26 protein-coding genes are annotated in these 25749 nt (G+C 43.6%); 18 read left to right on the top strand and 8 right to left on the bottom strand.

Annotated elements, in window-relative coordinates; all coding sequences use genetic code 11:
- Positions 1-475: 475 nt before the first annotated feature.
- Positions 476-1375, top strand: coding sequence for a heterocyst differentiation master regulator HetR (hetR, locus tag MAS10914_RS0122410; protein ID WP_017318187.1), 900 nt, complete (start codon positions 476-478; stop codon positions 1373-1375).
- A 92-nt stretch (positions 1376-1467) separates the two neighbouring features.
- On the opposite strand, the gene MAS10914_RS0122415 is transcribed toward hetR, so the two are convergent.
- Positions 1468-2208 (bottom strand): hypothetical protein, encoded by a 741-nt coding sequence (locus MAS10914_RS0122415; RefSeq protein WP_017318188.1) that lies wholly within the window; start codon positions 2206-2208, stop codon positions 1468-1470.
- Positions 2209-2431: 223 nt separating this feature from the next.
- On the opposite strand from MAS10914_RS0122415, the gene rpsD reads away from it, so the two are divergent.
- A complete protein-coding gene (gene rpsD / locus MAS10914_RS0122420) occupies positions 2432-3040 on the top strand; it encodes a 30S ribosomal protein S4 (protein ID WP_017318189.1) in 609 nt (202 codons plus the stop codon).
- Between the two features lie 192 nt (positions 3041-3232).
- On the opposite strand, the gene moaA is transcribed toward rpsD, so the two are convergent.
- Both moaA and MAS10914_RS34550 read right to left on the bottom strand, forming a co-directional pair.
- Positions 3233-4222: a GTP 3',8-cyclase MoaA gene (moaA, locus tag MAS10914_RS0122425; RefSeq protein WP_026082742.1), complete on the bottom strand. Its 990-nt coding sequence runs from the start codon at positions 4220-4222 to the stop codon at positions 3233-3235.
- Between the two features lie 98 nt (positions 4223-4320).
- Positions 4321-4467, bottom strand: coding sequence for a hypothetical protein (locus MAS10914_RS34550; protein WP_017318191.1), 147 nt, complete (start codon positions 4465-4467; stop codon positions 4321-4323).
- Between the two features lie 64 nt (positions 4468-4531).
- On the opposite strand from MAS10914_RS34550, the gene MAS10914_RS0122435 reads away from it, so the two are divergent.
- The 4 genes from MAS10914_RS0122435 to MAS10914_RS32275 all read left to right on the top strand — a co-directional run bounded on the left by MAS10914_RS0122435 (position 4532) and on the right by MAS10914_RS32275 (position 11685).
- Positions 4532-5557, top strand: a complete 1026-nt coding sequence (locus tag MAS10914_RS0122435; protein WP_017318192.1) for a hypothetical protein — start codon at positions 4532-4534, stop codon at positions 5555-5557.
- A gap of 463 nt (positions 5558-6020) precedes the next feature.
- Positions 6021-7337 (top strand): AAA family ATPase, encoded by a 1317-nt coding sequence (locus tag MAS10914_RS0122440; protein ID WP_017318193.1) that lies wholly within the window; start codon positions 6021-6023, stop codon positions 7335-7337.
- 182 nt (positions 7338-7519) lie between these two features.
- On the top strand, positions 7520-8587 hold the full coding sequence (locus MAS10914_RS30830) for an ABC transporter substrate-binding protein (protein ID WP_198014997.1): 1068 nt from the start codon (positions 7520-7522) through the stop codon (positions 8585-8587).
- 71 nt (positions 8588-8658) lie between these two features.
- A complete protein-coding gene (locus MAS10914_RS32275; RefSeq protein ID WP_017318195.1) occupies positions 8659-11685 on the top strand; it encodes an ABC transporter substrate-binding protein in 3027 nt (1008 codons plus the stop codon).
- A 93-nt stretch (positions 11686-11778) separates the two neighbouring features.
- Here the strand turns inward: MAS10914_RS32275 and MAS10914_RS0122455 are convergent, their stop codons facing one another.
- Positions 11779-12642, bottom strand: a complete 864-nt coding sequence (locus MAS10914_RS0122455) for a carbohydrate ABC transporter permease (protein WP_017318196.1) — start codon at positions 12640-12642, stop codon at positions 11779-11781.
- Between the two features lie 196 nt (positions 12643-12838).
- Here MAS10914_RS0122455 and MAS10914_RS0122460 point away from each other — a divergent pair, with 196 nt between their 5' ends.
- The 5 genes from MAS10914_RS0122460 (at position 12839) to folE (ending at position 17842) form a co-directional block, all read left to right on the top strand.
- On the top strand, positions 12839-13534 hold the full coding sequence (locus MAS10914_RS0122460) for an aldehyde oxygenase (deformylating) (RefSeq protein WP_017318197.1): 696 nt from the start codon (positions 12839-12841) through the stop codon (positions 13532-13534).
- 192 nt (positions 13535-13726) lie between these two features.
- A complete protein-coding gene (locus MAS10914_RS0122465; RefSeq protein WP_017318198.1) occupies positions 13727-14746 on the top strand; it encodes a long-chain acyl-[acyl-carrier-protein] reductase in 1020 nt (339 codons plus the stop codon).
- Positions 14747-14857: 111 nt separating this feature from the next.
- The gene (locus tag MAS10914_RS0122470) at positions 14858-15841 is read left to right on the top strand and encodes an acetyl-CoA carboxylase carboxyltransferase subunit alpha (RefSeq protein WP_017318199.1); all 984 of its coding nucleotides are present in this window, start codon (positions 14858-14860) and stop codon (positions 15839-15841) included.
- Positions 15842-16238: 397 nt separating this feature from the next.
- Entirely contained in the window at positions 16239-16964 is a 726-nt protein-coding gene (locus MAS10914_RS0122475; protein WP_017318200.1) for an SDR family oxidoreductase, read from the top strand.
- Positions 16965-17134: 170 nt separating this feature from the next.
- Positions 17135-17842, top strand: coding sequence for a GTP cyclohydrolase I FolE (folE, locus tag MAS10914_RS0122480; protein ID WP_026082744.1), 708 nt, complete (start codon positions 17135-17137; stop codon positions 17840-17842).
- 110 nt (positions 17843-17952) lie between these two features.
- Here the strand turns inward: folE and MAS10914_RS0122485 are convergent, their stop codons facing one another.
- Entirely contained in the window at positions 17953-18585 is a 633-nt protein-coding gene (locus tag MAS10914_RS0122485) for a phosphoribosylanthranilate isomerase (RefSeq protein WP_026082745.1), read from the bottom strand.
- A gap of 392 nt (positions 18586-18977) precedes the next feature.
- On the opposite strand from MAS10914_RS0122485, the gene psaK (MAS10914_RS0122490) reads away from it, so the two are divergent.
- The 6 genes from psaK (MAS10914_RS0122490) (at position 18978) to MAS10914_RS30840 (ending at position 22573) form a co-directional block, all read left to right on the top strand.
- The gene (gene psaK / locus MAS10914_RS0122490) at positions 18978-19232 is read left to right on the top strand and encodes a photosystem I reaction center subunit PsaK (RefSeq protein ID WP_017318203.1); all 255 of its coding nucleotides are present in this window, start codon (positions 18978-18980) and stop codon (positions 19230-19232) included.
- 250 nt (positions 19233-19482) lie between these two features.
- Positions 19483-19779 (top strand): photosystem I reaction center subunit PsaK, encoded by a 297-nt coding sequence (gene psaK / locus MAS10914_RS0122495; protein WP_017318204.1) that lies wholly within the window; start codon positions 19483-19485, stop codon positions 19777-19779.
- Between the two features lie 303 nt (positions 19780-20082).
- Positions 20083-21279: a site-2 protease family protein gene (locus tag MAS10914_RS0122500; protein ID WP_017318205.1), complete on the top strand. Its 1197-nt coding sequence runs from the start codon at positions 20083-20085 to the stop codon at positions 21277-21279.
- Between the two features lie 310 nt (positions 21280-21589).
- Entirely contained in the window at positions 21590-21835 is a 246-nt protein-coding gene (locus MAS10914_RS0122510; RefSeq protein ID WP_017318207.1) for a helix-turn-helix domain-containing protein, read from the top strand.
- Positions 21819-22073, top strand: coding sequence for a hypothetical protein (locus tag MAS10914_RS35820; protein ID WP_017318208.1), 255 nt, complete (start codon positions 21819-21821; stop codon positions 22071-22073). The genes MAS10914_RS0122510 and MAS10914_RS35820 overlap by 17 nt, the downstream gene beginning before the upstream one ends.
- Entirely contained in the window at positions 22070-22573 is a 504-nt protein-coding gene (locus MAS10914_RS30840; protein WP_017318209.1) for a hypothetical protein, read from the top strand. Before MAS10914_RS35820 ends, MAS10914_RS30840 begins: the two co-directional genes overlap by 4 nt.
- On the opposite strand, the gene MAS10914_RS0122525 is transcribed toward MAS10914_RS30840, so the two are convergent.
- Positions 22530-23690 (bottom strand): DNA cytosine methyltransferase, encoded by a 1161-nt coding sequence (locus MAS10914_RS0122525; protein ID WP_017318210.1) that lies wholly within the window; start codon positions 23688-23690, stop codon positions 22530-22532. The two genes, MAS10914_RS30840 and MAS10914_RS0122525, sit on opposite strands and share 44 nt — an antisense overlap.
- Positions 23691-23826: 136 nt before the next feature.
- On the opposite strand from MAS10914_RS0122525, the gene MAS10914_RS0122530 reads away from it, so the two are divergent.
- Positions 23827-24441 carry an HD domain-containing protein gene (locus tag MAS10914_RS0122530; RefSeq protein WP_017318211.1) on the top strand — a complete coding sequence of 205 codons (615 nt, stop codon included), beginning with the start codon at positions 23827-23829 and terminating at the stop codon, positions 24439-24441.
- Positions 24442-24499: 58 nt separating this feature from the next.
- Here MAS10914_RS0122530 and MAS10914_RS0122535 read toward each other — a convergent pair whose 3' ends face one another.
- Together MAS10914_RS0122535 and MAS10914_RS0122540 are read right to left on the bottom strand one after the other, a co-directional pair.
- Positions 24500-25177, bottom strand: coding sequence for a lipoate--protein ligase family protein (locus MAS10914_RS0122535; protein ID WP_084786473.1), 678 nt, complete (start codon positions 25175-25177; stop codon positions 24500-24502).
- A gap of 50 nt (positions 25178-25227) precedes the next feature.
- A complete protein-coding gene (locus MAS10914_RS0122540) occupies positions 25228-25737 on the bottom strand; it encodes a YbjN domain-containing protein (protein WP_017318213.1) in 510 nt (169 codons plus the stop codon).
- Positions 25738-25749: the final 12 nt, after the last annotated feature.

Genomic DNA, 25749 nt, shown 5'->3' on the forward strand with positions numbered 1-25749 from the left:
AACTTGCTCACAATTATCTCGCTCTACCCAGCAGTAGCTGACTTTGACTGAGAGATTACCCATTAGCCGTAGGTATTAGCTAGTTCTTGAACCGAAGCAATCGCTTCAAGGGAGGCGTCTTCCTTGAAATCATCCCTTATTTGTTGGATGTGACTTCCCGTTATGTCGGTTCAAGCCTTTATAGGACGGGTGCCTTGGTGAAATAGTTGGTAGTTGCTCCTGCGTATACGCGTTGATACTTGCGATTAGGGAACAATAGCTTGCAATTTTGTATTGAGGCAACTCTACAAACAGTGCTAGCTCTGGTTTTGTACTTGAAAATACGGATGAAATGCCAATTATGACTACCATCAATACTCATACTTAACGCATAATAGATAATCTGAGGGAAAAACATCACCATTTATACGGGTGTATACTACTTGCTTTCCATTGACTGACAATTGTGTAAACTTGCTATTCAACTGTCTGTAATATGAGTAACGACGTAGATCTGATCAAACGTCTTGGCCCCAGTGCAATGGATCAGATCATGCTATACCTGGCTTTTAGTGCTATGCGAACGAGCGGGCATAGACATGGGGCGTTTTTAGATGCTGCAGCAACGGCTGCCAAGTGTGCAATTTACATGACCTATCTAGAGCAGGGACAAAACCTGCGGATGACTGGGCATTTACACCACCTTGAGCCGAAGCGGGTAAAAATCATTGTTGAGGAAGTCAGACAAGCACTGACTGAAGGGAAATTACTGAAGATGCTGGGTTCTCAGGAACCACGCTATTTAATTCAGTTGCCCTATGTTTGGATGGAACAGTATCCTTGGCGACCAGGGCGAGCGCGCGTCCCGGGTACAAATCTGACACCAGAAGAGAAAAGACTCATTGAGCAGAAACTGCCCTCTAATCTACCAGATGCCCAGTTAATCACATCTTTTGAATTTCTGGAGTTAATAGAATTCCTGCACAGGCGATCGCAGGAAGACTTTCCACCAGAAAACCGGATGGAATTGAGTGAAGCATTGGCAGAACACATCAAGCGCCGTCTGCTCTACTCTGGTACGGTGACACGCATTGATTCACCTTGGGGAATGCCCTTCTACGCTCTGACTCGTCCTTTTTACGCTCCAGCCGATGAGCAAGAGCGTACTTACATCATGGTGGAAGATACTGCTCGGTATTTCCGGATGATGAAAGATTGGGCAGAACGGAAACCAAATACAATGCGCGTTCTGGAAGAACTCGATATTCCCCCAGATCGATTTGAAAAAGCGATGGAAGAATTAGACGAAATCATCCGTGCTTGGGCAGATAAATATCACGAAGACGGAGGAGTTCCGATGATTCTACAGATGGTGTTTGGCAAGAAAGAAGACTAAAAACTTTAAATGTTTTAAAGTCATTAGTCAAGAGTCAATAGTTCATGGTTAACACCAATCAAGACTATAGACTCTGGACTTTTGACTACAGCTTATTTGCTGCTAGGATTTGCTGGAGTTTGAGAAGGCGCTGCTGGAGTTGGAGTAGACTCGGCTGGAGTTTGAGAAGGCGCTGCTGGAGTTGGAGTAGACTCAAAATTTGGTCTAAATTCCGTAGGTTGGTTATTTGCCGGGATAAAAGAAGGCAAATAGCCCCTAATCCTGTCGCTGGCATCAATACAACTCTCCATTGCTTGGGTGGAGGCAAAATCGATTTCAGCACGCAAACCCACCACACAATCAGCAAAGCGTACAGGTAACAAGCTACGACCGCAATAATTTAAAACTTCTGATCTGTCGGATTCGCGAGTGTACCGACTGATACCAACAACACAATCACTTACCTGTTCAGGACGCCGTGCTTGCCTACAAGTTGCAAGCACATCAGGAGCTGCAAGTTGTGTTTGCCGCCCAATTCTAGTCACGCAAGAGGACAAGTCCCCAGGACGGAGAGCTTCTGCACAAGCTTGTGATGCGGCTTCCGCAGTTATGCCTACACTCAAAAGCCGTCCAGCACAAACACGGAAATCGTTCCTGTATGAGGCAGTGACAGCCATACTAGATGAAGTCATCGCCAACCAACCAGTTACAGCAAAAACTGGTGCAGTTAGCCCAGCGGTCACTCTGCAAACAACCGCTCTTATGGCGTCTGCGCTGCTTTCATGACGCTTTGCACTGAGTCTAGCTTTTAGCCCAAGCCTATGGGTATCTTTGCTTTTTCTGTTCCCTAACATGAGTTCCTTTCTCCAAACACCCAAGGGTATGCTACCTCATGATAGAAGCCTGCTTTGATGCTTGCAATACACAAGGTGTGGGGAGATGGACAGATGCAAAGATGGCGAGCAATTTCTCCCCTTGCTTCCCCTACTTCCTTACCATTCCTGTATTCAGATATGAAATCTCGAATTATAATTATATGTCTGGGTAAAGTTAAGCAAGATTAAATTTAGGAAACTCATGTCCCGATACAGAGGACCACGCCTTAGAGTTGTACGTCGCTTAGGCGACCTACCAGGATTAACTCGTAAAAGCGCTAGACGCGCCTACCCACCTGGTCAACATGGTCAGAACCGCAAAAAGCGTTCTGAATATGCCATCCGGTTGGAGGAAAAACAAAAACTCCGCTTTAACTACGGTGTGACGGAAACGCAATTGCTGCGCTACGTGCGTAAAGCCAGACGCGTTACTGGTTCTACCGGACAAGTGCTGCTGCAATTGCTAGAAATGCGCTTGGATAACACTGTTTTCCGTATGGGTATGGCTCCCACTATTCCGGCGGCTCGCCAGCTGGTGAATCATGGTCATGTCACCGTCAACGGTCGCGTTGTCAATATTGCCAGTTACCAGTGCCGTCCTGGAGAGGAAATTGCCGTCAGAAACCGGGAAGCATCCCGTAAGTTGGTGGAAGCTAACTTGCAATATCCTGGTTTGGCAAACCTACCCAACCATTTGGAGTTTGACAAAAACAAGATGCTTGGTAAAGTCAACGGCGTCATTGAGCGCGAGTGGGTGGCGCTACAAATTAACGAACTGCTTGTGGTGGAATACTACTCACGTCAAGCGTAATTGTCATTTGTCCTTGGTCATTTGTGAGCCAGCGCTGCAAGAAGGTTTCCTTCTTTAGGCGACTGGCGTTCACCCAAGGTGTGCCGAAAGTCGTGCGGACAGGCTGCGCCAACGCATAGCGTCTCCGTCAGGAGAAGGCATACGCGAAGGGTCCTTTGTAATAACTAAGGACAATTGACAATTGACAATTGACTACCCACCAATTTGTGACATGGTACGAGTGTAGACACCTGTCGCCGTACCCGAATAACGTTGTTTAAAATTAATTTCAGGCTTAAGGGCAAGTAAATGCCTAACCTGCTCCCGTAATTTGGCAGTACTGACACCTTCACGCAGAGCAGTTTTTAAGTCAATTTGACTAGTTTCATTCAATAAACAGGGACGCAACCAGCCATCGGCACTCAGGCGCATCCGGTTACAGCGATCGCAAAAACACTCCGACATCTGACTGATGAATCCCAGTGTCCCCTTCGCTCCTGGAATTTGAAAGACATCAGCGGGTCCGTTACCACAAACTTGCGATTCAGTCAATCCCCAACGCTGACGAATGCCTTGCCGTAACTCTTGCGAAGATACCCAACCGCGATCGCCAAACAACTGCGAATTACCAATAGGCATAAACTCAATAAACCGGACGTGCCATTGCTTGTCAATCGTGAGCGCGGCTAGATCTAGAACTTCATGGTCATTGACACCGGGGATGACCACCACATTCAGCTTCAACGGGTCAAATCCCACACGGTATGCTTCTTGAATTCCCTCCCAAACTTGTTGCCAGCGTGAACGACCGCGATTACCGATAATTTGGTCAAAGATGTCGGGATCAAGGGAGTCCAGGCTAATATTAACTCGCCGCAGACCAGCATCGTATAAATTTTGCGCCATTCGAGCAAGTAAAAAACCGTTGGTTGTCATTGACAAGTCTTGGGTTTGGGGGAGAGATGCAATTTCTCTCACCAAGTCCACCACACGGGGACGCAATAAGGGCTCCCCCCCAGTCAAACGAAACCGAGTGAACCCAACAGGGATAAACACTTCTTCAATCAGGGTGAGCAGTTCCTCATCAGTCAATAACTGTTGCTTAAGGATGTAATCAAGCTCTGCTCCCTCTGGCATACAGTATTGACAGCGGAAATTACAGCGGTCTATTAAACTAATGCGGAGATAATCTACCTGGTTCATCTTTATTATCGATTTTATCGCCTGGATGCAGAATATATAATTTTTGTCAAGCTATAAAGACTCGCTCGCCGTAGGAATTTTACTTATGTTCTTTTACGCTAACGTGTATTGAATATATTTGCGAATAGTAGCAGACAGAAAATCAAGCAAACTTTCCCCAAGGAATACTGCAACAGCAGAGTGTCTTTGTCGAGTTCTTGCTGAATTTGGGGTAAGTTGAGGATGTCTCGTTCTGGGTAAATCATCGGTTACAGTTACTCCAGATTGTGTGATAATAAGCCGAGCGCATACACTAGTAGGCTGTAAATCGTGCTATACAACGATAATGACCTGGCTGATCTTCTACAACAGCCAGCAGACTTGACATTCCAACTGCCTGACCCGGAAGATGAGGAAATTCCTGAGATAGAATTTCAACAGCAGCTGGATGTAGCTTGGCAGGTGTGCGATCGCTTTGACTTGCAAACGGACATCTGGCGAGGGCGAATTTTACGCGCTATCCGCGACAGAGAGAAAAAGGGTGGTGATGGACGAGGTGCAGGCTTTCTCAATTGGCTCAAAGAACGCGAAATTAGCAAAAGTCAGGCTTATAGTTGGATTCAACTGGCAAATAGTGCTGATACCCTTTTAGAAGAGGGAAGACTAGACCCATCAGCTATCAATAACTTCAGCAAACGAGCGTTTGTAGAAACCTCCAAAGCAGCACCAGAAGTCCAACAGATGGTGGGTGAAGCAGCACAAAAAGGCGATCGCATCACCAGGCGCGAAGTTCGTCAAATCAATGACGAATGGACAGCGATGTCTTCTGATTTGTTACCCGAACCAGTCAAGCAAAAAGCAGCAGACAATTCTCTTCCTCCCCGTTACATCGCACCACTGGTGAAGGAAATGGAAAAATTACCAGAGTCTCACCAAAGCGCCATCCAAAAGGAAATATCCCAAAATCCTGATGTGGATACGATTAAGCTAGTAACCACAGAAGCTCGCAATCTGGCAAAATATCTTAAAGCCGCAGCTCAAGTCCAAGCGTTGAATGCCCAAGAAGTTGACATTGAAACAGCACTTATAGAAGCTCAAAGAGTGGGCTGTTTAAGCATAGCTGCGGATTTGGTGAATCAAGCATCTCAGCTAGAACAAATGATTGCCAAATTGTATATGAGTTGGAAGAAAATTGGTAATCTCTCAGACCGTTTATATGTGGATACGGGTGCAAGTACGCCACGTTTGCGAGAACTTCTTGAATGTTTGGAACCCCTTGGTGGTGAGGTTATGGAGTTACAACTGAGTGGTGCTATTGAGCACACTATCCGCTTGCAAATTCAGGAGACTAGTTAGGGAGTCAGATGTGGAGGAGAGAGTATTTTTGATAACTTCTCCATACCTAAATGTCTAGTGTGTTTCTGCTCACCTGCTTCGGAAATTTTTATTAAACAAGTAAGGGTTTTTGGATAGCGGGAAATAGTAGGAAGGATAAAATTACGGTGACCTTCTTTCATAGAAAAGCAAAATAATAATTTAATTTTATACTTAATTTATATCACCTACGTACTTTACAAGCAGGTAGTCATTGTGTGAAATGGCTTCGCTATGCCTTGCGTGCTTTAGCTATTTGCTGAACGTTTGGTTTCCCATAGAAACAATTTGTTAAAATTCTTTTCTATTTTTATCCCAGAAGTGCATGAGTTCATTTTGCTTACACCTACTAAGAATATAGAAGAAAAACTCTTGTAGCTTAACTTCGGTATAAGCTTTAACATGAAAAATAATCGCAATTTATATAAAAGCTTGGATATCTGTAATGCAACAAAATCCTTTTATCGTAGGACAGACAGTATCTCCAGAAAGTTTTGTAGGGCGGAAATCTGAGATTGATGCTGCATTTGATCAAATTTTCAATCGCAGTCACCTAGCAATTTGGGGTGGTCCTGGAATGGGCAAGTCCTCCTTTTTGGAGAAACTGGCTTCACCTCAAGTTTGGGAAGAACGTGGAGAAAATTTATCGAAGATAGTGATTGTTCTTTTTAGTTGCCAGAGCATTAATCCCTTCACTGCCTCTGGTTTTTGGAAAGAAGTTTTGATTGGCATGAAGGGTCAGTTGGATACTGAACCTGCCTTGCAGACTGACATTGAGACATTGTTGGAACAAGGGTTAACAACGAAAGATTGTTTGCGCCAAACACTGAAGAAACTGGGAAAGAAAGGAAAATTCTTAGTGCTGCTAGTAGATGACTATGATGCAGCTCTCTACGAAAATGAGCAATACACTCAAGCTGATATGGTGACATTCTTAAGCGAGTGTCGTAACTTGGCTTACCACTGTCAGGAGAGAAAATATCTCTCAATGATTGTTACTTCGCTCATGCGCCTCAATGAACTTGGTCCTCCCCTTAGTCCAGCAAGTTCTCCGTGGTATAACCATTATCTCTTCCAGTCGTTGAAACTATTTAGTGAGAAAGAGGTTGACCAACTACTTGGCATAGTACCAGAGACACCTCAATCACAACCACTACGGGACATCATTCGAGAAATTGCAGGTGGACATCCAGCTCTGCTACAAAATGCTGGTTCTCTCTTGTACAGAGAGCTACCAACTGCACAAGGGACAGCACTGGATGCTCAAGCCTTTGCCGGAAAATTTGAAAGCGATACGAGACAGATTTTTCAAAACATTTGGAAAAGATGCAGTGAACAAGAGCAAAGTTTATTGATGCTGATAGCTTTGTATCCCTTGAAAGGTCGTTTGCATAAGAACAGCTATGACTTAAGCGGTATTGACATCATCTTCAGCCAAAAAGAGCGAGAATTGACGAATTTAGAAGAACAAGGCGTGATTACCCGTACAGAACAAGGAAATAAAAAGATTCCCTCTTTCACTTCCTCACTTATGGAGGAGTGGGTGATTCAAGAACTGGGGAACACCAATAATGAATCACTGGAAAAACGGCGAAAGGTGTTTCTCAAGTTGATGAGTCACGAACAAGCCGAGAACGTCACACAAGCAATTCGCTGGTTGTGGAACCATACACAAGAGATATCCTCTGCTCTTGAATTGTTTGGTAAGTTGTCAGCTGCTTTTCCGAAAGGAGCCATTCAAGGCTTGTTTAACTGGATATAAGCACAAAGGAGGACAAGTGTGAGTAGTGCGAGAAATCTACAAAGAAATCCTTACATCGTTGGTACTCCAATCGATGAAGTTGGTTAATCAAACGTCATCCTTTGCGGCAAGCGATAGTACTGATTTACTACAACAATGCCCGTGCCAAGCAACAGGGTAATCCTTTCACACTAGCAGTGGTTGTGCCAGCAAAACAAGAAGATCTGGCTCAAGAAATATTGCGAGGTGTGGCGCAGGCACAAAATCAGTTCAATGAAAAAGGCGGATTAAATGGTCGATTATTAGAAATTGCGATCGCCAACGATGATAATGAAGCGGATAACGCGAAGCAAGTGGCTGCGGAATTGGAAAAAGACTCTTCTGTACTGGCAGTGATTGGACATAACGCCAGCGATACTACCAAAGCGGCATTAGAGACATACAGAAAGGCTCCATTAGCGGTTATCTCTCCCACTAGTACCAGCACATTATTAAATGACAGCGACAATAATGTTTTCTTTCGGACGGTACCTTCTGATGCTGCTACTGGAGAGAAGTTAGCCACGTATGCTAAAAAGTCCCTTGGTATCAACAATGTTGTCATTTTCTATAATTCCGGTAGCAGCTATAGCAACAGTTTGAGAGAGGAATTTACAAAGAAATTTGAATACCTATTAAGGAATAGAGTTGTTAAGAAAATTGATTTAAAGCACTCAAAACGAAATGAGTGGAAAAATGAACTTGGAAACAGTGTGGATAAAGACAACGCACAAGCCGCTGTATTATTTCCAGGCACGGAAAGCACTTCTAAGGCACTCGAGTTTGCCTCACTTGTTGCCGAGATCAATACTAGACTTAAAAACCGAACTAACAACCAAGGGCGGAAAGAGCTAAAGTTGTTGGGTGGGGATGCTTTATATAGCAACACAACCTTGCAACACGGCGACAAGGACATTGAAGGTTTAATCTTAGCTGTACCTTGGTTTAGGGAAGCACCACAATCAAAAGAGTTTGCACAAGCAGCACAGACGCAATGGAGAGGAAATATTAGCTGGCGCACAGCTGCTAGTTTTGATGCTACGCAGGCTTTGATTAAAGCTTTATCTCCAAGTGCCTCTCGTTCTACAGTTATGAAAACACTGCCAAATGTAAAAGTTGAAGCTAGTGAAACTTCTGGAGAGATTTTACAGTTTGATAAACATGGAGAAAGGCAAACTAAACCTTTCCTTGTTAAGGTTGTTGGAGGTAAATTTGAATTAGTACAAGAGTGAAGATGACCCAGGGTGATCTTAAGCTGTTCTTTCCATAAGACGACCAGTAGCTTAGTAAATTGAGAACTATTATGACGTATTCAACGACTCGCCGCAATCCTTACATCATTGGTCGCCCAATCGATGAACCGGAATTGATATTTGGACGAGAAGCTCTGTTCGCCTTTATTGAAGACAACCTAAGACAGAATATCAAGGTTATCTTGTTACACGGTCAACGACGCATTGGCAAGTCTTCTGTACTTCGTAATATTCCTAACTTTGTTGCACCGAATGATTTTGTCTTTGTTCCCTTCGATTTACAAGACCAAAGTGGGAAATCCCTCAGTAATATCTTGGAGACCCTTGCGACAGAAATATTAGACTACCTTGAACTGGATCAAGATAATATAAAGCTACCTTTAACTACAGATTTAGAAAAAGACCCATATATTTTTTCTAGCCAATTTTTACCTCAAGTTTTGAAAGAATTACAAGACAAGAAACTAGTATTATTACTGGATGAATTTGATAGTTTAACAACACAAGAATCTAACTCATTAGTTAAAAATATTTTCCCTTATCTACGCAATATCACTTTACAAAATAATCTCTTTATTATTCTACTTGTAGGGCAGAAACCAGAAGAACTGCCAACAATACTTGAAGTATTTCAGGAAGCACCTATCCAAGAAATAGGTTTACTGGATGAGCTAAGTGCTAAACGACTAATTACTAAACTCGCTCAGGGTGTGCTCGAATACGAGCCAGATGCGATACGAGCAATTTTAGAACTGTCTGCAGGACATCCATACTTTACACAAGTCATTTGCTTTGCTCTTTTTGGAAGAGCGCGGGAACTACAAAACTGGACTATCAACCGCAAAGATGTTGAGGGCATTGTAGACAAAGCAATTGAACTTGCCGAGGCGGGGCTGGCATGGTTTTGGAACGGGCTGTCTATTCCAGAACAAGTAGTGTTTTCAGCTGTGGCGCAAGCCCAGCAAGATTCAAAAGAAGCATTAATACTGCTTCAAGAGTGTGGAGTCCGAACAGAACAACTAGTTCAAGCGCTACAACAGTTAACCAAAGACGGTTTGTTGGACAATACAGGACATAGAGTCAAAGTTGAATTAATTCGCCGTTGGTTAGTCAAACGTTACCCTCTGCGGCAGGTAATATGGCAACTAGAGAAGTTAGAGGAAGAAAAAGTTAATTTCCTCTTTAAACAAGCAAGAGTAATGTATGAACAGGGCGAAACACAAAATGCACTAGCTGTTTATGAGCAGATTTTAAAGCTTAATCCCAATCACTTTAGTACAGTAATGGCTTTGGCTCAAGGATACTTTGAGATAGACGAGTTCGACAAAGCTATAAAACTATATACACGAGTCTACCAAGCTGATCCCGCACGCTATAAAGATGGATTGTTGCGTGCGCTTGCTACCTACGGAGAAAAATTGCTCGCACAACGAGATTTAACACAGGCAAAGGAGCAGTTTGAGCGAATCTTGGAAATTGACAATGAAAACTCATTTGCATGGGAGAAATTGCAAGAAGTTTTTTCAGATGAAACTGAATCTACAATACTAAATTCACAAACTAACTTTTTAGCTCCAATTGCAACTACTCACTCTAGGAGAGGTTTAACTAGAACAGATAAGAGTAACCACCACAGCCATAAGTCTTACAATCTACTATTTTTTATAGCTGCAATAGGGGTGGCAACAGGAATATTATCTCTTATTGGTATTGGTGCTTATCGGGTATCAACAACGCCATGTCCTGCAGGTCAACAGAAGGTATTTTTTGTTGGTTGTAAACTAGATGAAAGAAAGATTAGTCGCGGTGAACGCACCTTCTTTCCTAATATTAAAAACCCTGCTCGTGAACAGGGTATTGAAGCTTTTGAACAACGCAAATACCCTGAAGCGGCAGGATATTTTAAAACAGCTACAACAGCTAATCGCAGTGACCCAGAAGTACTGATTTACTACAACAATACTCGTGCCAAGCAACAGCGTTCTCCTTTCACACTAGCAGTGGTTGTGCCAGCAAAACAAGAAGGTCAGGCTCAAGAAATATTGCGAGGTGTGGCGCAGGCACAAAATCAGTTTAATGAGAAAAGGGGATTAAATGGTCGATTATTAGAAATTGCGATCGCCAACGATGATAATGAACAGTATAACGCGAAGCAAGTGGCTGCGGAATTGGAGAAAGATCCATCTGTACTGGCAGTGATTGGACATAACACTAGCGATGCTACCGAAGCGGCATTAGACACATACAAAAAAGCTAGCTTAGCCATCATCTCTCCTACTAGTTCCAGTCCATTGTTGAATGACAACGACAATCGTGTTTTCTTTCGGACAGTACCTTCTGACGCTGCTACTGGAGAGAAGTTAGCCACGTATGCTAAAAAGTCCCTTGGTATCAACAATGTTGTCATTTTCTATGATTCCGGTAGCAGCTATAGCAACAGTTTGAGAGAGGCTTTTACAAGAAAATTTGAAGATAAACTAAACGGTAAGGTTGTTCGGAGGATTGATTTAACCAACTCAGAACTGAATCCAACAGCAGAAGTTGCTAGCAGTGTGTATGCAAAAGAATATCCGGCACTGGCTGTTGTACTTTTTCCAGACACACAAACCACGCCTGACGCGCTCAAAGTTGTTGTAGCTGTTGCCCAGAGGAATACTAGACTCAGAGACTCAAACAACAGCCGTAGGCGAGAAGAGTTAAAGTTGTTAGGTGGCGATACTCTCTATAGCGACACAACCTTGCAACAAAGCGGAAAGGATATTGAAGGTTTGATTTTAGCTGTACCTTGGTTTCGAGATGCACCAAAATCAAAAAAATTTGCACAAGAAGCAGCGAAGCAATGGGGAGGACAGATTAGCTGGCGGACAGCTACTAGTTTTGATGCTACTCAGGCTTTGATTAAAGCTTTATCTGCCAGTGCCTCCCGCTCAACAGTTCTACGAAGACTGCAAGATATAACAATTTCATCTAGCGAAACTTCTGGAGAGACTGTAGAGTTTGATTCAGACGGAGAAAGGCAAACTCAACCTGTCCTTATTAAGGTTGTTGGAGGTAAATTTGAACTAGTGAATGAGTGAAGATAAGTGCAGCTTTACTCTCATGCACATCTATGTAGTACCAATTCACTGAGTCTTGGAGTTCTACAGTAATGTTAGAACTCCAAAAAGTGACTAATTCTTCATCCCCGTTGTCGCGATACCTCGAATAAACTGACGCTGACCAACAAGAAATAGAAGCATCACTGGTAAAGTGGCTATAGTCACCGCTGCCATCATCAAGGGCCAATTATTTGTAAATTGCTCCTGAAACTCTGCCAATGCCAGCTGCACTGTCCTCAATTCTGGTCGCGTTGTAAACACCAACGGTTTAAACACATCATTCCATTCCGCGATAAAGGTAAACAGAAACAGCGTCACCAAGGCGGGACGGGCTAAAGGTAACATTACCCGCCATAAAATTTGCAATCTGTCGGCACCATCTATAGCGGCTGCTTCTTCCAATTCTACAGGAATTGTTAAGAAATATTGACGCAACAGGAAAATACCAAAACCATTGGCAGCTGTTGGTAAAATCAGTGCCCAATAGGTATTTATAAGGTGTGCCCACTTTAACACCAAAAAGACAGGAATCACCAATAATTGGAAGGGGATCACTAATGTTGCCAGTACAATGAGCAGCAGCGCTTGCCTTCCTCGAAATTTCAGCCGTGCCAAGGCGTAACCAGCGAGTGCCGAAGTGATAATTTGAAAGGCGGTCACAGCGATCGCTACCAAGGTAGAATTAGTGAAAGCGAGTAAAAATTTACCTCTTTCCCAAGCATCGCGATAATTGGCTAATGACCAACGATTTTTGGGAAAAATACTAGGAGTTGCACCAGGAGGTGCAAAGGATGTCAACAAGACGATAACTAAAGGTAACAAGACGATAACTGCACCCAGTAGTAGCACTCCTAGGCTCCAGGGAATTTTGAATTTAGATCCTTCGCTGCGTTCAGGACGCTTGATGTTTTGGATTTTGGATTTGTCATCTATCATTTCTCCCCTGTCTCCCACTTTTCCTACTTTCCTCACTCTCGTGTGAATTAGCTTGAGCTAATGCCGCCAGCAAAAGCTAATCTATTAACATAGAGACTTGTTAAGTAAAATTAAACCACAGTTAACATTGCCCTGAATTCATAAGGGTAACTCAATTTTGGTATCCAATGATTCACATCACAGGAGTGAACATACCATGCAGCAGGTTGCAAATCAATCGGAAATTGACTTTCATAGCGAAACATACAAAGATGCCTATAGCCGCATAAATGCGATTGTGATTGAAGGGGAACAAGAAGCCCACGCAAATTACATAAAACTTGCTGAACTGCTGAGCGAACATCAAGATGAACTCATTCGCCTCTCTAAAATGGAAAGTCGCCACAAGAAAGGATTTGAAGCTTGTGGGCGCAATCTTCAGGTAACGCCGGATATGCAATTTGCTCAAGAGTTTTTTGCCCCATTGCATCAAAATTTCCAAAAAGCTGCGGCTGCAGGTCAGGTAGTGACTTGTTTGCTGATTCAGTCTTTGATTATTGAATGTTTTGCGATCGCCGCCTACAACATTTACATTCCGGTAGCTGATGATTTTGCCCGGAAAATCACCGAAGGGGTCGTTAAAGAAGAATACAGCCACCTTAACTTTGGAGAAGTGTGGTTGAAAGAACACTTTGAACAATCTCAAGATGAATTAGAACAAGCCAATCGCCAAAACCTTCCTATTGTCTGGAAAATGCTTAACCAAGTTGCAGAAGATGCTCACACCTTGGCCATGGAAAAGGAAGCTTTGGTGGAAGATTTCATGATTCAGTACGGAGAAGCCCTGAGCAATATTGGTTTTTCCACCCGCGATATCATGCGTATGTCAGCCTACGGACTCACAGCCGCATAGATATTTAGACAACAAGACACACAGACGCGGAGAGTGAAGAGGACGCACAGAGAAAATATCTCCCCGTCGCTGCGTCCTCCTTAAGGAGTCGCCCCTCATTTTTCCTGATTTGTGTAGTATTTTTAAGGGTTAGTTCTATCTTACCCGCTGATTCCACCCCTTTGAGAAAGGACAAGGCTAACACAACAGTTCATGTTTGGTCTAATCGGACACCTTACTAGTTTAGAACACGCGCAGGCAGTAGCCAGAGATTTGGGCTATCCAGAATATGCCGATCAAGGGCTAGATTTTTGGTGCAGCGCCCCGCCCCAAATTGTCGATACCATCACCGTTACCAGTGTGACTGGGCAAAAAATTGAAGGGCAGTATGTAGAGTCATGCTTTTTGCCAGAAATGCTGGCAACGCGTCGCATCAAAGCAGCGACACGTAAAATTCTCAATGCGATGGCTCATGCTCAAAAGCACGGGATAAATATTACAGCTTTAGGCGGATTTTCTTCAATAATTTTTGAAAATTTTAATCTAGAGCAGTTTAGACAAGTCCGCAACATTAAACTAGAGTTTGAACGCTTTACCACTGGTAATACTCATACGGCATACATCATTTGTCAACAGGTAGAAAAAGCGTCGAAACAAGTTGGTATTGAACTATCAAAAGCAACTGTTGCTGTATGTGGGGCAACTGGGGATATTGGTAGCGCTGTCTGTCGATGGTTAGATACCAAAACAGATGCCAAGGAACTTTTGCTGATAGCCCGTAATCCAGAACGTTTGCAACAGCTGCAAGACGAACTGGGGCGTGGAAAAATCATGTCTTTGGAAGAAGCACTTCCCCAAGCTGATATTGTGGTTTGGGTTGCTAGTATGCCTAAAGGTATGGAAATTGATCCCGCAGTTTTAAAGCAACCCTGTTTGCTAATTGATGGTGGCTATCCAAAAAACCTAGCAATCAAAATTCGGCATCCTAGTGTGTATGTCCTCAATGGTGGCATCGTAGAACATTCCCTAGACATTGACTGGAAAATTATGAGCATCGTCAATATGGACGTTCCCGCACGCCAGTTGTTTGCTTGTTTTGCAGAATCAATGCTTTTGGAATTTGAGAAGTTATACACTAACTTCTCTTGGGGGCGCAATCGGATTACTGTAGAAAAAATGGAGCAGATTGGTCACGTATCGAAAAAGCATGGATTTAGACCACTGTTGGTTTAGTCATTTTTGATTTGTGATTTGTTAGTGGTTAGTTGTTAGTTGCTAAAAATCCTACTAACAACTAACCACTATCCACTAACCACTACCCAATCTTCACTTTTCAATAGAAAAATGGCTACTACTGAGCGTAAACCGCTACTGTTGGATTTTGAAAAGCCGCTAGCAGAACTGGCAACCAGAATTGAGCAAATTCGGCAACTTGCAGAAGAAAATGGCGTCGATGTTTCTGGTCAAATTCGTCAACTAGAAGCACGCGCTATGCAACTGCGTGAGGAAATTTTCACTAGTCTATCGCCGTCTCAGCGACTGCAAGTCGCTCGTCATCCCCGCCGCCCTAGTACTCTTGATTATATTCAGGCTATCAGTGATGAATGGATGGAGTTGCATGGCGATCGCGGTGGTTCTGACGACCCTGCTTTAGTGGGTGGTGTGGGTCGTTTAGGCGGGCAACCCGTGGTCATGTTGGGTAATCAAAAAGGGCGCGACACAAAAGACAATATTGCCCGCAACTTCGGCATGGCTAGCCCTGGGGGTTATCGCAAGGCGATGCGATTGATGGAACATGCTAATAAATTTGGAATGCCAATTTTAACTTTTATCGACACGCCTGGAGCTTTACCCACGGTCGTCGCCGAACAACAAGGTGCAGGAGAAGCCATTGCATACAACCTACGTGAGATGTTTTGCTTGGATGTGCCAATAGTCTGTACCGTCATTGGTGAAGCTTTTTCTGGCGGTGCATTGGGTATTAGTGTTGGCGATCGCCTCCTGATGTTTGAACACGCCGTTTATACTGTGATTACCCCGGAAGCCTGTGCTGCTATTTTATGGAAAGATGCTAGCAAGGCTCCTCAAGCAGCCGCTGTTTTGAAAATGACGGCAAACGACCTACAAAACTTGGGGATTATTGACCACATATTACCTGAACCCATTGGCGGTGCTCATTCTGACCCTCTAGCAGCAGTCACCACTCTCAAGCAAGCCCTCTTGGACAATTTAGAGGAACTCAACTGTTTGACCCCTCAAGAACGACGCCAAATGCGCTACGAGAAATTCCGGAAAATTGGTGTTTTTACTGAAGTTTCACACTCATAAAACGTGACCTGCTTGATTAGCATGGCGGCAGTGCTATAATTGCCTATGGAAGTTAAAGATTTTTAACAATCTTTTAAGCCATAGGCATTTGCGTTTTTAGTCATCAGTTATCAATTATGAGTCATTAGTTAAACATTTTTCGACTATAGGCTATGGGTTGTTGGCTGATGACTGACTGATTAACATTCAGGGTGATAGAGGATTCCTAGGGCGAAAGTATGCTGTCGCTCTTTATGAAATGACGAGATTAGGAATTTATCTTATTGGCAAATGCAGTATAGCAGTTGTCAAAGAAAATTAATCTGATTTTTAGGTTTGTTTAATCTATCCAGACAACGAAACTTAAATAATTGGGTGGCGACGCGGTTATCAAACCGCTAAAAAATTGGGAGATAGCATGAGTGTTGAGCAAAAACGGCGTGCTCTAATTACTGGGGCAAGTAGTGGGATTGGGAAAGCAACCGCTTTAGCATTTGCAAAGGCAGGAATAGATGTTGCTCTAGTGAGCCGTTCAGTTGATAAGCTGACGGCGGTGTGTGAAGCTGTATCACACACAGGAGTGGAAGCGAAAGCTTACGAAGTGGATTTAGCTTGTGTCGCTCAAGTGCAAGAGAAGATGCAGGCAATAGCCCTTAACTTTGGTGACATAGATATTTTAGTCAACAATGCTGGCATGGGTTATACCGCCACTTTGAGTGAAACTCCCTTGTCTGACTGGCAGCAAGTGATAGAGTTAAATCTCACCAGCGTGTTCCAGTCCATAATGGGAATTTTGCCCAGAATGCGCGAGCGCGGCGCAGGCACAATTATCAATCTTACCTCAATAGCAGGAAAGCAGGCGTTTGCCAATTGGGGAGCTTACAGCGTCAGCAAAGCTGGTCTGATTGCCCTTTCTCAAACCCTTGCACAGGAAGAACGTGTCCACGGTATTCGTGTGATTGCTATCTGTCCCGGTGCGGTCAACACAGAACTCTGGGATACAGAAACTGTCAATGCTAACTTTGACCGCTCAAAAATGCTAACTCCAGAAATTGTTGCTCAGTCAATTCTCCATGCAGCTTTGTTACCACAACAAGCAGTTATTGATGAATTGACTATCATGCCTATGGCTGGCGCACTCTAATTAGTCCCGTGTCCTTTGTCCTTGGTTTTTTGCTAGTGACAAAAGACTAATGACTGATGACTAATGTAAAGACATGCCATGGCATGTCTCTACAAACGACTAATGTGAAGACCTGCCATGGCACGTCTCTACAAATGACTCACATTCAAACATTAACCAAGACTGATATCATGACTAGTGCTAGTTCCAACGGTACCAATCGCTCTCAATCTCCTCTGATTCCCGAATTAACAGAAGCCATCACCCTAAGACCAGACCGCAACACTCATGACGGGCGGGAAGCTGATTTGCACCCGCAAACAGAGGAGCATATGGAGCAGATGATGGACGCCGTGCGGACTCTACTGGTGGGTGTGGGAGAAGACCCCGAACGCGAGGGACTGCTGAAAACACCCAAGCGGGTAGCAGAGGCAATGCGGTTTCTGACCAGTGGCTACAACCAATCCTTAGAAGAAATCGTTAATGGTGCCATCTTTGATGAAGGTCATAACGAGATGGTGCTAGTGCGGGATATCAATGTCTTTAGCATGTGCGAACACCATATGTTGCCGTTTATGGGCAAAGCTCATGTTGCCTATATCCCCAACCAAAAAGTTGTAGGACTCAGCAAACTTGCCCGCATTGTCGAGATGTATTCTCGCCGTTTGCAAGTGCAAGAAAGGCTCACCCGCCAAATTGCTGAAGCAGTTCAGACTGTTTTGGAACCCCAGGGAGTTGCCGTTGTGATTGAAGCTAGCCATATGTGCATGGTCATGCGGGGTGTGCAAAAACCAGGTTCCTGGACGGTCACTAGTGCAATGCTGGGTGTGTTCCAAGAAGAACAGAAAACCCGTGAAGAATTCTTTAACTTAATTCGCCACCAATCAGCATTCTTTTAGGGAGCTGTTAGTAGATAGTGGTTAGTTGTTAGTTGTTAGTTGTTAGTTGGGAGTTGGGAGTTGTTTTTTCCACTATCGACTATCCACTACCCACTACCCACTAACAATCCTTATTGCCTCTTCCCCAATTGCTCAAACAACTTAGCTACCTTATCCAAATCCTTATCCCCAGGTGTACGTTCTACACCACTAGATAGGTCAATGCCATTGGGGTTAACCTTTGTTAAAGCTTCGACAATATTATCTGGAGTAAGCCCTCCAGCTAAAAGCCAAGGACTACTGGGGCTGAATTGCTGTAACATATTCCAGTCCAAAGTTGTGCCAGTACCACCCAACTGCTGCGGATGGTAAGCATCAAGTAACAGTGTATCTGCGTGGAATATATAAGTAGATGCTTTTTCAATATCCTCTAAACTACGTATTCTCAAAGCTTTAATAATTTCTACTGTGGGCAACAATTGACGCAACTGCACAGCAAATTCTGGAGATTCGTCTCCGTGTAGTTGGACGCCAGTCAAGCCAGAATTAACAACAGTCTGAGTAATTTCCTCACTACTAGCGTTGGCAAAAACTCCGATTTTGTCAATTTTTTCCGGCAGTTGTTCCACCACTGCCTGAATTTGCTCTACAGTGATATAGCGCGGTGAGGATGGAACACAAATAAAGCCTAATGCCGTAGCACCGAGTGAGGCGATCGCTTTCCCCTGTTGTGGTTGAGTAATTCCGCAAATCTTGACTCGCATAGAAATTTTTAACAATATGTAGTAAGAATTATAGAAACTCTAAGTTGTATAAACAATTGCTAGTTTTTTGCTTTGTAATTCTATAATTTTTGTGGTTTACCGAAGAAGAACTCAGAACTCAGAACTCAGAACTCATTGTGAGTTCTGTACGAAGCCGCGGATGAGTCGAGGTTTAAACCCCTACTTTCAAGTATGGAGGAATAGAAATGCGGAGCATCCTATTTGAAACCCCCGGATTGCTCCGTGGGGTATTCTGATTTCTGTTCGCGTAGCGTGTCCGCAGGACATGTTCTGAATTCTGACTCCTTTTCATACAGTAAGTCATCAGCATTCAGATCGCTAAATGCTGATTGCTGACAATTTGTCAATTTTTCTATTTAGGAGAGAAAAAGTTGATTTCATCAATCTTACTCGCAGCCGCCGCAACTGTTCCCGCAACACCTGAGTGGAACCCCAATGTAGCAATAGTCATCAGCATCAGCTGTTTAGTAGCTCTTTTGTTCGCTTTCAAGATTCAGAAGCCTTTAGTTGGTCCCAAAGTGCCTCTACTGCCTATAAGCATTCCAACATTTATCGGCGCTATGTGTTTTGGTCATCTTATCGGGGTTGGCATCGTTTTAGGGCTGACTAATATCGGTAGTCTCTAGGTTATTCCACATATCACGTTCTTTCTCCCGCTATCGACCTCTTACTCTAGGAGGAGATGAACACCTTCCCTAAGAAAGAAGATTCAGCGACTTCATCGGGCGGAGCATGGAGATGGTGGTAGAGACGCGAAATTGCCTCGCGCCGCTTTGCAGTTGTGTGCTTATCGAAAAGCGCTACGCGGCGGTGTAAGCTACTGTTCAGGAGGCACGAATTACGCGTCTCTACATTGATAAATAAATCAATTTATTCATGCTAGGAGAAAGCTCTGTGATTTCATCACTGTTATTAGCAGTCCAAGCTACCGTTCCCAACACTGGCACAGAATGGGACTGGACGGGAACAATAATTATTGTCGGCGCTAGTCTATTATCTCTTTTGATTATTCCCCGAGTGGTTCGCTACCCCCACGTTGGTCCTAAAATGCCGCTGCCTTTCCCGTCGGTGTTCAATAATCCCAGCGTCGGTTCATTTCTCGCTGCGATGAGTACTGGTCACCTTATTGGTATTGGTGCAGTTTTGGGCTTGACCAACCTCGGCGTTATCTAGATTTTACCTGACAAACATACTACATCTGAAACATGATAGGCGGCAGGTCTTCTCCTTCTGGGCTACTCCTGAAGGATATGGTCTACCGCCTCTGTTTTTCATTCTTAAACTGCTGCGCCCCTAGTTGAGTTTGGCTCGCTAGCAGGAATTGTCTATTCTAGAAATTGGAGCCTATTAACCAGCAATTGCTGATTTTCCAAATAGCAGCAAGGTATTGTTAATGCGGCAAACCGATAATATGTGTAAAAAATAACATATGACGATAGCTCGACGGTTGGAAATATCTAGTTTTAGGAAAAAATAATGCAAACAAATTGGAGAATCGGGTCTTTATTTGGAATTCCACTGTTTTTAGACCCTCTGTGGTTTGTGATTTTAGGGCTGGCAACCCTGAACTTTGGGGTAGCTTACCAAGCGTGGGGAACTGTCCTTGCTTGGAGTGCTGGAGTGGTCATGGCGCTGCTGCTTTTTGGTTCAGTATTATTGCACGAATTAGGTCATAGCTTAGTAGCGCGATCGCAAGGCATTAGAGTTAATTCAATAACCTTATTTCTGTTTGGTGGCATTGCTTCTATTGAAGAAGAATCCAAAACCCCAGGCAAAGCATTTCAAGTGGCAATTGCCGGACCTGCAGTGAGTGTTGTCCTGTTTTTAGTCCTCAGAGTGCTAGTTAATATTCTGCCTTCTAATAGTCCTGCCAGCTTCATGGTTGGGGATTTAGCGAGAATTAATTTAGTGTTAGCGCTCTTTAACTTGATTCCTGGCTTACCCTTAGATGGCGGGCAAGTGTTAAAAGCAGCGCTGTGGAAAGCAACAGGTAATCGCTTTCAAGCTGTCAAGTGGGCAGCAAAAGCAGGGCAAATTTTGGGTTATGGTGCGATCGCCCTGGGTTTGGCAGTAGATTATTTTACTGGCGAATTAGTCACTGGTTTGTGGATAGCCCTGTTAGGTTGGTTTGGCATCCGCAATGCCAGCAGCTATGACCGCATCACAAATTTACAAGAAACCTTGCTCAATCTGGTTGCTGTTGATAGCATGACCCGCGACTTTCGTGTTATTGATGCCAATCAAACTTTGCGTTCATTTGCCGACTCATACCTTTTGGACACCACCGCCCCACAGGTTTATTTTGCCGAGTCTGATGGACGTTACCGAGGCATGGTTTCCATCGACGATTTACGCCTGGTAGAAAGGAGTCAATGGGAAACTTTACCTGTGCAAAATATTGTGCATCCGCTGACAGAAATTCCCACTGTTGCCGAGTCAACTTCGTTGGTAGAGGTGATTAACAAGCTGGAAAATAAACAGCTACCCCGCATAACCGTCCTTTCTCCCGCAGGTGCTGTCTCTGGTGTCATTGACCGAGGAGATATCGTACGGACATTAGCACAAAAGTTAAATTTGCGGATAACGGAAGCCGAGATCAAGCGAATTAAAGAGGAAGGGAGTTATCCACCTGGTTTGCAATTGGGTGTCATTGCGAAATCAATCACCAGCTAATCCTAATTAAAAAATTCTATCCTATTACCTAAAAAACCCACCTTTTCAGCAAAGTTAGATAGGGTGGAATTCTTGTTCATATGGCGAATTTCAAAAGCCATGCAACTTTGCCCTGAAGTTACCCTGATAGCCAGGCAAACCAGTGGAAAAGACTGCGCGTTTTCCTGAAATCCACAACGCTTTGATAAGCAGGCGCATCTGAGTAGCAGCAATGCGAGTCACCCCATGTGGTTATTGTTTGTCCATAACTGGTTGCTTTGAATACTTTAGTCTGTAGCACTTTTGTATTCAAAGCTTTAATTTCTTCTTTATGCAGCCCAGTAAACTAGACCAAATGTTAGGGCTAGAAATACAGCGTCGTCGTACAGAAAAAGGTTGGTCTCAAGAGTATCTGGCAGAAATGACAGGTCTGCACAGAACCTACATCAGCCAACTAGAACGAGGCTTGAAAAGCCCATCTGTTAGAGTTCTAAGTCATATTACTAATGCTTTAAGTATAACAATGAGCGAATTTTTGCGAGCCGTGGAGGAATCTTTGAGTGCTGACAGAGAATGAAGTTGAAAGATTGAGGAAAGCCATAATTGCCACTGTGGCATCCCCAGTTATCGGCTCAATAGAAGATTATGCTTGGGAAGCAATTTTTCATTACGTCAAAGATATTCCTCTTTCTGATCCAGCTTTAGGGCGTAGCAAACTTCTCTATGACGCTGTTGATATTACGACTCAAACTGGTTGGTCACTGAAATCGCTTCAACTCAATAATTTCACGCCAGGAAACACATTTTTTTTGTGATTCAGAGAGCAGATGTGCTTAAAAAAGCTGCTCAACTTGGTTTTCCTAGTCTAACCGAACGCTCTTCACCACAGGAGTTAGGAGCAGCTATCATACAGCATTGGAACGAAAAGATTTTAACAAGTCAGTCAGTACAAGGCGTTGTAAATAGTGACGAAGGTATACTTTTGAAAACTATTCGAGGTAATGAATATGTTTATTGTGAATATGCTCTCGAACCACTTGATCCAACTACCTTTTCTTGGGCTTGGGCGGTAGATAGAACCTCTAGGAAAGAAGGAGCAGGGTTACAAGGGAGTATTGCAGGCAAAACAGATTTAGTGTGGTATAAAAATCAAAAACAACTTTTCAGAGCCAGAACGGTTCTTCTCGAAGCAGTTCGTATTAATATTGAACGAATTCGTCTTGTACCTGACAAATATGTAGAAACTATCCTTGCAGCATTACAAGTGCAAATCAGCAACCCTCTTTTTGATGACAACCCCGGAGCAAACACGTAGCAAGCGCTTTAGCTAATAGCGGAGGTACGGATTCTCCAATTTGAGAAGCCATATCAGTATACGTTCCTAAAAAGTGAAAGTTATCTGGATAAGAGTGCAATCTTGCAGCCTCACGTATTGTTATAGTTCTATTTTGTGTAGGATGGAAAAATCTACCAGAACCAGGATGAAACATCCATCTTGTGATCGTTTTTGCCGGTTTATCCCAGTAAAGTCTTCCATAGGCACCACTGTAGTGCTTCTTAGGGGCTAATTCCGGTGGTAAGTCTCTTGCATCTTGCCCTTCTTTTAAAAGACGTACTCTTGTTGTTTGAATCGGGGTTAAAGCACGAGCAATGTGGTTAACAATTTTCGTACTTTCACTACGCATTATGGCTTGATATATGGTTTGCGGAGCTGATGGATAACCTTCATCACCATATTCTTGCCCTGCATCTAATGGTGGCAAATCTCCAATTGCATCTCTAACTGTGACAATTGAAGAAATGCTTGGATCGAATAAAGCTATCTGGTGATTACAGGATTTTGCATCTCTATAATCACTTTTGGTATTACCACAATGTGTGGGTTTAGGAAAGTGAGGCAATTTATCTAAACTAGCGAGAAAAAAAGCCCTGGTTCTCGTTTGCGGTATTCCATAATGGGCAGCATTTAATGCAGAGGAAGCAACTTTATAACCAAATGATTCCAGTTGCTCCGTTATTTCGTTTTTAACTACACCATCATACGCTTTTAAGATTTCAGAGACATTTTCCATAACGACGTAAAGAGGTCTGAACTCTTGTACAAATTCCAGAAAAGTTTTATACAGTTGATTGCGAGGATCATTAAGACTGCGATCGCCAGCAGGGATATTTCTTGAGAAGCCTTGACAAGGAGGACCGCCAATTAACGCTGTTAGTTCTTCTCGCTGCAAGCCAAGCAATAAACGCAACTCTGAAGGATTTACTTTACGTATATCTTGATTAACAACTTGAGTGTTCGGGTAATTGAGTTTATAGGTTACTAAAGCTTTTTTATCTATATCAATGGCACATAAGGACTCCAAACCTGCCAAGTGAAACCCTGTAGTTAATCCACCTGCGCCAGCAAATAAATCAATTAATTTGTACGTCATATATTGAATACTATAGTACTCAAATAGTGTTGTCAACTGATTTTAAGGGTTATGAGAATGGTTCACCTATTGTAAGAGACGCGAGATATCGCATCTCTCTAGTAAAGTGTGAGATAGTCGTTTTCTAAAAATTCCAGTGACAATCAGCCGACTCACTCAACAAATACAATTCATCATCGAAATCGACAAGCTCAAGCAAGTCCTCCGTCAAACTCTGCTGACAGATCATTCACGTCAAGAAAACAGTGCAGAACACTCTTGGCATTTGGCAATCATGGCGGTAGTATTATCTGAGTATGCTCCGCAAGGGGTAGACTTATCTCGTGCGATAAAAATGCTGATCATTCACGATTTGGTGGAAATTGATGCGGGTGATACCTTCTGCTACGATGTGCAGGGCAACGAAAGCAAGGCAGCAAAGGAAGCACAGGCGGCGTTGCGGCTATTTGGACTTTTGCCAGCAGATCAGGCAAGTGAGTTGCGTTCACTTTGGGAAGAATTTGAAGTGCGGGAAACACCCACAGCTAAGTTTTCAGCAGCCTTAGATCGCATACAGCCTTTGCTACACAACCAACAAACTGAAGGCGGTACTTGGCGCATTCATGGCATTACACGCGATCAGGTGATGAAACGGGTAGCACCTGTGGAGACGGGTGCGCCGGAACTTTGGTTCTTTGTGCAGCAACTGATTGAGGATTCTATAGCCGCAGGTTATCTCAAAGATGTTCCTGCAACTGCTCCAGCAAAATAACATACTTAAAAAAGACAAGGGGGCGGTGTTAAGCAATTCGTTTCTTATTCTAAAATGGTTAACCAACCTCCAAACTCGGTTGCTCCAAAATTGCCTCCCACTCATCTTGAGAGAGTGGTTGCACCTCTATCTGCATACCAAAACAATCTTCAGCAGCAGCAATTAAAGCTGTCATAATATTTTCAATATCTAGATTCTGGGGAAGTTGCACAGGAGTAAAAGATTCTCCATCAAATACCTGAGTAAACAATTCAGCATCAGGTTGCAAACGGATGCAACCATGTTGCAAAATTACCTCAGCTCGTCGCAGTTGGGCGCTACCAATAAGTTTTGTACCATCTGGTAAAACCAAATCTGCACCAGTCGCCGTGCCAAAACAATTGGGGTTGTGGATGTAACCTCGCCCAGCGCTACCGTAGTGCAATTGTACGCCAAGCGATCGCCACCCTTGAATCAAAAATTCGCAAATTTTTTGGTACATCTGGACACGACTCCCAGAGAGTCCAGATGTCACGACAGCATAAGTTAAATCACCCTGATGCAACACCGCGCGTCCCCCCGTGGGACGCCGCACCAAGTCTACTTTTTGACCTTGCCAAACAAGATGCTGCCAATGTTCGGGATATTTGTGTTGATGGTAGCCTAAGGAAATGGCAGGTGGCGACCAAGTGTAAAACCGCAAAGTTGAAGGATGTCCCGACTGGTGCTGTTCTAACAACCAATGGTCAATCGCCATCTGCACTTTGCCAGAGGTTTCTAGCAACGGAATCAGTCGCCACACTAAAGTCAAGCTAAACCAAACTCAGATTGTAATGCATCGTCGTTGTTATCGGCGATCGTTGCCACAATAGTAATCAAGCGGGAAACTTCGCCAGCAGACAAATCCGCTAGAGTGCGTGTTGAGAGGACGACGACTTGGTTTTCAACAAAGGCGAAACGTGCTTCAAAGGTCTCAGAAGCATTCATCTCTAACAACTCTCGCATCAACTTGGGTTCATCTTTTGCCGGTAACTTTAGCACCACAGCCCAAACTGTTAAGGTGTCTTCATCAGTTGTTCCAGCAAGTTGGACAAACACTTCTACTGAACCGTACTTAAACTTCCACAGATAACCACCTTCTTGAGCATGGCTGACCATTGCGCTGTTATCTTGTTCTAGACTGTCGATAACGTTTTCGATGATCTCGACGTAGTTGATGTCTTTTGTTTCTTCGATAATCTCATTGATGAGTTCGTCGTTTGATGTAGATTCAGTCGCAGTCGGAACCGTTTCTTGATTGGATTGGTAGCTTGTCATATAGATTTTTGC

This window comes from Mastigocladopsis repens PCC 10914, from assembly GCF_000315565.1.
Taxonomy (GTDB): Bacteria; Cyanobacteriota; Cyanobacteriia; order Cyanobacteriales; family Nostocaceae; genus Mastigocladopsis; species Mastigocladopsis repens.

Coding starts and splice junctions, on each gene's coding strand:
- hetR (WP_017318187.1), top strand. CDS start 476: ATGAGTAACGACGTAGATCTGATCAAACGTCTTGGCCCCAGTGCAATG.
- MAS10914_RS0122415 (WP_017318188.1), bottom strand. CDS start 2,208: ATGTTAGGGAACAGAAAAAGCAAAGATACCCATAGGCTTGGGCTAAAA.
- rpsD (WP_017318189.1), top strand. CDS start 2,432: ATGTCCCGATACAGAGGACCACGCCTTAGAGTTGTACGTCGCTTAGGC.
- moaA (WP_026082742.1), bottom strand. CDS start 4,222: ATGAACCAGGTAGATTATCTCCGCATTAGTTTAATAGACCGCTGTAAT.
- MAS10914_RS34550 (WP_017318191.1), bottom strand. CDS start 4,467: ATGATTTACCCAGAACGAGACATCCTCAACTTACCCCAAATTCAGCAA.
- MAS10914_RS0122440 (WP_017318193.1), top strand. CDS start 6,021: ATGCAACAAAATCCTTTTATCGTAGGACAGACAGTATCTCCAGAAAGT.
- MAS10914_RS32275 (WP_017318195.1), top strand. CDS start 8,659: ATGACGTATTCAACGACTCGCCGCAATCCTTACATCATTGGTCGCCCA.
- MAS10914_RS0122455 (WP_017318196.1), bottom strand. CDS start 12,642: ATGATAGATGACAAATCCAAAATCCAAAACATCAAGCGTCCTGAACGC.
- MAS10914_RS0122460 (WP_017318197.1), top strand. CDS start 12,839: ATGCAGCAGGTTGCAAATCAATCGGAAATTGACTTTCATAGCGAAACA.
- MAS10914_RS0122465 (WP_017318198.1), top strand. CDS start 13,727: ATGTTTGGTCTAATCGGACACCTTACTAGTTTAGAACACGCGCAGGCA.
- MAS10914_RS0122470 (WP_017318199.1), top strand. CDS start 14,858: ATGGCTACTACTGAGCGTAAACCGCTACTGTTGGATTTTGAAAAGCCG.
- MAS10914_RS0122475 (WP_017318200.1), top strand. CDS start 16,239: ATGAGTGTTGAGCAAAAACGGCGTGCTCTAATTACTGGGGCAAGTAGT.
- folE (WP_026082744.1), top strand. CDS start 17,135: ATGACTAGTGCTAGTTCCAACGGTACCAATCGCTCTCAATCTCCTCTG.
- MAS10914_RS0122485 (WP_026082745.1), bottom strand. CDS start 18,585: ATGCGAGTCAAGATTTGCGGAATTACTCAACCACAACAGGGGAAAGCG.
- psaK (WP_017318204.1), top strand. CDS start 19,483: ATGCTAGGAGAAAGCTCTGTGATTTCATCACTGTTATTAGCAGTCCAA.
- MAS10914_RS0122500 (WP_017318205.1), top strand. CDS start 20,083: ATGCAAACAAATTGGAGAATCGGGTCTTTATTTGGAATTCCACTGTTT.
- MAS10914_RS0122510 (WP_017318207.1), top strand. CDS start 21,590: ATGCAGCCCAGTAAACTAGACCAAATGTTAGGGCTAGAAATACAGCGT.
- MAS10914_RS0122525 (WP_017318210.1), bottom strand. CDS start 23,690: ATGACGTACAAATTAATTGATTTATTTGCTGGCGCAGGTGGATTAACT.
- MAS10914_RS0122535 (WP_084786473.1), bottom strand. CDS start 25,177: ATGGCGATTGACCATTGGTTGTTAGAACAGCACCAGTCGGGACATCCT.
- MAS10914_RS0122540 (WP_017318213.1), bottom strand. CDS start 25,737: ATGACAAGCTACCAATCCAATCAAGAAACGGTTCCGACTGCGACTGAA.